Origin of the sequence: Streptomyces exfoliatus (genome assembly GCF_000725545.1) — a bacterium.
Lineage (GTDB): Bacteria > Actinomycetota > Actinomycetes > Streptomycetales > Streptomycetaceae > Streptomyces > Streptomyces exfoliatus.
The window spans coordinates 1-4,655 of the sequence record NZ_JNZP01000066.1; the positions used below are offsets into that span (position 1 = coordinate 1).

6 protein-coding genes and 1 pseudogene are annotated in these 4,655 nt (G+C 71.5%); 4 read left to right on the forward strand and 3 right to left on the reverse strand.

Translation table 11 applies throughout. The annotated features are described in order from the left end of the window. From IO20_RS39350 to IO20_RS0133950, 3 genes are all read left to right on the forward strand, one after another. Positions 1 to 100 (forward strand): acyl-CoA dehydrogenase family protein (locus tag IO20_RS39350; protein WP_155525297.1); only part of this gene is annotated, 100 nt, incomplete at its 5' end. 28 nt (positions 101 to 128) lie between these two features. Further along, positions 129 to 914: an electron transfer flavoprotein subunit beta/FixA family protein gene (locus IO20_RS0133945; protein ID WP_030146721.1), complete on the forward strand. Its 786-nt coding sequence runs from the start codon at positions 129 to 131 to the stop codon at positions 912 to 914. Between the two features lie 39 nt (positions 915 to 953). After that, entirely contained in the window at positions 954 to 1,910 is a 957-nt protein-coding gene (locus tag IO20_RS0133950; protein WP_030557098.1) for an electron transfer flavoprotein subunit alpha/FixB family protein, read from the forward strand. Positions 1,911 to 1,983: 73 nt separating this feature from the next. On the opposite strand, the gene IO20_RS0133955 is transcribed toward IO20_RS0133950, so the two are convergent. From IO20_RS0133955 to IO20_RS0133965, 3 genes are all read right to left on the reverse strand, one after another. After that, positions 1,984 to 2,373, reverse strand: coding sequence for a zinc ribbon domain-containing protein (locus tag IO20_RS0133955; protein WP_030557100.1), 390 nt, complete (start codon positions 2,371 to 2,373; stop codon positions 1,984 to 1,986). A gap of 131 nt (positions 2,374 to 2,504) precedes the next feature. Further along, positions 2,505 to 3,212: a TetR family transcriptional regulator gene (locus IO20_RS0133960; RefSeq protein WP_030557102.1), complete on the reverse strand. Its 708-nt coding sequence runs from the start codon at positions 3,210 to 3,212 to the stop codon at positions 2,505 to 2,507. Between the two features lie 88 nt (positions 3,213 to 3,300). Beyond that, positions 3,301 to 4,062, reverse strand: coding sequence for an SDR family NAD(P)-dependent oxidoreductase (locus IO20_RS0133965; protein ID WP_030557104.1), 762 nt, complete (start codon positions 4,060 to 4,062; stop codon positions 3,301 to 3,303). Positions 4,063 to 4,389: 327 nt separating this feature from the next. Here IO20_RS0133965 and IO20_RS0133970 point away from each other — a divergent pair. Then, positions 4,390 to 4,655, forward strand: a pseudogene (locus tag IO20_RS0133970) (heme-binding protein); the annotation flags it as partial.

The window sequence follows — 4,655 nt, forward strand, 5'->3', positions numbered from 1 at the left end:
CTACCCCGTCGAGCGCATGATGCGCGACGCCAAGATCACCCAGATCTACGAAGGCACCAACCAGGTCCAGCGCATCGTCATGGCCCGCAACCTCCCGTAATAGCAATCTCGTTGAAAGGAGACAGGCCGTGACCCTGAAGATCGCTGTCTGTGTGAAGTACGTCCCCGACGCGACCGGCGACCGCGGTTTCGCCGATGACCTGACGACCGACCGCGAGGCCGTCGACGGTCTGCTCTCGGAGCTCGACGAGTACGCCGTCGAGCAGGCCCTGCGCATCTCGGAAGAGGCCGACGACGCCGAGGTCACCGTGGTCACGGTGGGCCCGGACGACGCCAAGGACGCGCTGCGCAAGGCGCTGTCGATGGGCGCCGACAAGGCCGTCCACGTGAACGACGAGGACATCCACGGCTCCGACGTCATCGCGACCTCCGCGATCCTCGCCAAGGCCCTGGAGAAGACCGGCTTCGACCTGGTCGTCTGCGGCATGGCCTCGACCGACGGCACCATGGGCGTGCTGCCCGCGCTGCTCGCCGAGCGCCTCTCCCTCCCCCAGGTGACGCTGCTCTCCGAGCTGTCCGTCGAGGACGGCCTCGTGAAGGGCCGCCGTGACGGCGACGCCGCCACCGAGCTCCTGGAGGCCCCGCTGCCGGCCGTCGTCTCGGTCACCGACCAGTCCGGCGAGGCCCGTTACCCCTCCTTCAAGGGGATCATGGCCGCCAAGAAGAAGCCGGTCGAGGAACTGGACCTGGACGACCTGGACATCGACGCCGACGAGGTGGGCCTCGCCGGGGCCTGGACCCTGGTCGACGCCGTGGCCGCGCGCCCGGCCCGTACGCAGGGCACGATCGTCACCGACGAGGGCGACGGCGGCAAGCAGCTCGCCGCGTTCCTCGCCACCCAGAAGTTCATCTGACCAACCGTCAGCCAGACACCCACACAGGAGCAACGAATCATGGCTGAGATCCTGGTTCTCGTGGACCACGCCGACGGTGCGGTCCGCAAGCCGGCCCTCGAACTGCTGACCCTGGCCCGCCGCATCGGCGAGCCCACGGCCGTCGTGCTCGGCGCCGGCGAGGCCGCGGCCTCGATCGCCGCCACCGCCGGCGAGTACGGCGCGGCGACCGTGTACGTCGCGGACGGCGCCGAGTTCACCGAGCAGCTGGTCGTGCCGAAGGTCGACGCGCTCACCCAGCTCGCCAAGGACAAGGAGGTGGCCGCCGTCCTGGTGACCTCCTCCGGCGAGGGCAAGGAGATCGCGGCCCGCGTCGCGCTCCGCCTCGGCTCCGGTCTGATCACCGACGCCGTGGAGCTGGAGGCCGGCGAGGACGGCCCGGTCGCCACCCAGTCCGTCTTCGCCGCCTCGTACCAGGTGAAGTCGCGGGTCTCGCACGGCGTGCCGGTCATCACCGTCAAGCCGAACTCCGCCGCTCCGGAGGCCGCCCCGGCCGCCGTTACGGTCGAGAACGTCACCGTCGCCTTCACCGGCAACGCCGCGAAGGTCGTCTCGCGCACCCCGCGCGTCTCCACCGGCCGCCCCGAGCTGACCGAGTCCGCGATCGTGGTCTCCGGCGGCCGCGGTGTCGGCGCGGCCGAGGGCTTCGCGGTCGTCGAGAAGCTGGCCGACTCGCTCGGCGCGGCCGTCGGCGCCTCCCGCGCCGCCGTGGACGCGGGCTGGTACCCGCACGCCAACCAGGTCGGCCAGACCGGCAAGCAGGTCTCGCCGCAGCTGTACGTCGCCGCAGGCATCTCGGGTGCGATCCAGCACCGGGCCGGCATGCAGACGTCGAAGACGATCGTCGCGGTCAACAAGGACGCGGAGGCCCCGATCTTCGACCTGGTGGACTACGGCGTGGTCGGTGACCTCTTCGAGGTGCTGCCGCAGCTGACGGACGAGATCGGCGCTCGCTGACCGTCGCCCGACGAGAAAGGGCGGGTGAGTGGCACTCTGTGCCACTCGCCCGCCCTTTCCGTTGCTGCGGACGTCAGATCCAGCCGTCGAGCGGGACCTCCTCGCAGAGCCGGACGACCGGCCTGCGACCGGTCACGCCGACCCCCGAGGAGACCTTGACCCGGACGCCGGGGCGCACCGCGTGCAGCGGCCCGTCGACGCGGCAGCGGACGGTGAAGCCCTCCGACATGTAGACCGGCCAGAGGTCGGCGTCGGCCGCGGCGACCCCGCGCCGTACGGAGATCACCCCTTCGCCCTCGCTGAGTTCGGGGTTGAGGTCGGTCGACCCGCAGGTCGGGCAGAGCAGTCGCTGGAACGTCGTGGTGTGGCACCAGCGGCAGCGCTGGAAGTAGAGCTCGGCGTCGGGTGCCGATGCCTCGGCGGCCTTGACGGCGGTCCCGCTCCTCGGTCCGGTGTGGAACACGATGGGTTCTCCTTGCACTCGGCGGCTCAACCGTGCATGGAGCAAAGATATGGCACTGAGTGCCATCAAATAAAGACCTGAGTTCCCTCAATTGGAGATACCGGGAACCCAGGCAGCCGTTTTGCCGTCCGTCAGTCGTCGCCGAGGCTCGCCTCGACCTCGCGCACCACGCGCCACATCGGCGTGGACCGCTTGGTGATCACCACCACGACGTCCTCGGACTCCTCGGCCGGCGCGGCCACCACGGCGTCGGGACTCCAGGTGGCGCGGACGAACTCCAGCGCCCGGTCGACCTCCGCCAGCGGGTCGCCCTCCCCGCCCGAGCGCAGCCAGTGCCGCAGGGCGTGGTTGTGCGCGGCCACCACGGCGGCGGCGGCCACGTTGGCGCGCAGGGTGCCGTCCTTGCGGTCGGCCCAGCGGGTACGCAGATAGTCGCCGAGGGTCTTCTCGTACCGCCAGACGACCGAGAGCTCGTACGTGCGCAGTCCGGTCACCTCGCGGGTGAGCCGGTAGCGCTGGACGGAGAAGGTGGGGTTCTCGGCGTACATCCGCATGACGAGCCGGGCGGCACCGCAGACCCGGACCATGGGGTCGTCGGAGTCGGCGCTGGCGGCGAGGAAGCGGGTCATGTCGGCGAGGCACTGCTCGTGGTCGGGGAAGACCACGTCCTCCTTCGACGGGAAGTACCGGAAGAAGGACCTGCGGCCGACGCCCGCGAGGCTCACGATGTCGTCGACCGTGGTCTGCTCGTAGCCCCGCTCCAGGAAGAGCTGGAAGGCCGCGGCGATGAGGGAGTCCCGCATCGGGGGCTTCGTGGAGTTCGTCGACGCTGTTCCCATGGCTCGAACCTAACACCCGAAAGACCTCCGCGCGGCACTGGGTGCCGGACGAATCCGGCACCCAGTGCTGTCACGAGGGTACGGAGGTTCAGCGCGGCGCCATCCGGAGCGCCCCGTCCATGCGGATGGTCTCGCCGTTGAGGTAGTCGTGCTCGGCGACCATCGTCACGAGGCGGGCGTACTCCTCCGGGCGGGCCAGGCGCTGCGGGAAGGTGACGCTCGCGGCGAGACCGGCCCTGACCTCCTCCCCGAACCCGGCCATCATCGGGGTGTCGACGATGCCGGGGGCGATGGTGACGACCCGGATGCCGAACTGGGCCAGGTCACGGGCGGCGGTGACGGTCATGCCCGCGACACCGGCCTTGGAGGCGGCGTAGGCGATCTGGCCGACCTGGCCCTCGAAGGCCGCGATCGAGGCGGTGTTGACGACGAGGCCGCGCTGCCCGTGCTCGTCGGGCTCGTGCCGGGCGATGGCCTCGGCGGCGAGCCGCATCACGTTGAACGTCCCGAGCAGGTTGACGTTGAGCACGGCCCGGAACAGGTCCAGGTCGTGCGGTCCCTTGCGGCCCAGGATGCGCGCCGAGGGCGCGATGCCGGCGCAGTTGACGGCGAGCCGGAGTTCGGCGCCGTCGGCGTCGACCGCCGCGAGGACCTCGCGGACCTGGTCCTCGTCGGTGACGTCGGCGGCGAGCAGCCGGACGCCCTCGGGCAGCGCTCCCGCGGCGGCCACGGCCTTGTCGAGGTCGAGGCCGTAGACGGTGGCGCCCCGGGCGGCGAGGGCCGCCGCGGTGGCGGCGCCGAGACCGGAGGCGGCACCGGTGACGAGAGCGGCGGAGCCGGCGATGTCCATGGAACTCCTCGTTCGTGTCGTGCGGGTGCGACCGATCCGCCGGGTTGGCCGCCGGATCGGGTGCTTGCCCGCGGAGGACCGCGCGGTCCGCGCGGTCTGCGCCGCCCACCCTAGGGCCGTCCACCATGGAACCGCAGACCGCGCCCACCGTCCTGAGGGGTCAACCGATCGGATGACCCCGGGGTCGACCGTTGCGGGCGGCGGGTGCAGCCGGGACGACGACGGGCGGCGCGGGGGGACGACCCCAGGATGGAGGGGAAGCGGGCCACGGATCCCCGACGGCCCCCGCGGTTCCCCGAGTTCACTGGAGCAGACCCCATGAAGCACGTGAAGAAGACCTCCTCGCGCACCCGTGCCGTGGCCGGTGGCGCGATCGTCGCGGCGCTCGCGCTCGGCGGCTTCGGTGCCTACTCGGCCGGCGCCACCGGCGAGAACACGGCTGCCGCCCCGGCCGCCGTCGCCAAGGCGGACGTCAGGAACAAGAACACCACGGGGTCGACGCACCTGACGATCGAGGCCGCCACGAAGGCCGCGCAGGCCACCCTGGACGCCGCCGAGAAGGAGAACCAGCGCGTCTCCGTCGCCGTCGTCGA

Coding starts and splice junctions, on each gene's coding strand:
- IO20_RS0133950 (WP_030557098.1), top strand. CDS start 954: ATGGCTGAGATCCTGGTTCTCGTGGACCACGCCGACGGTGCGGTCCGC.
- IO20_RS0133960 (WP_030557102.1), bottom strand. CDS start 3,212: ATGGGAACAGCGTCGACGAACTCCACGAAGCCCCCGATGCGGGACTCC.
- IO20_RS0133965 (WP_030557104.1), bottom strand. CDS start 4,062: ATGGACATCGCCGGCTCCGCCGCTCTCGTCACCGGTGCCGCCTCCGGT.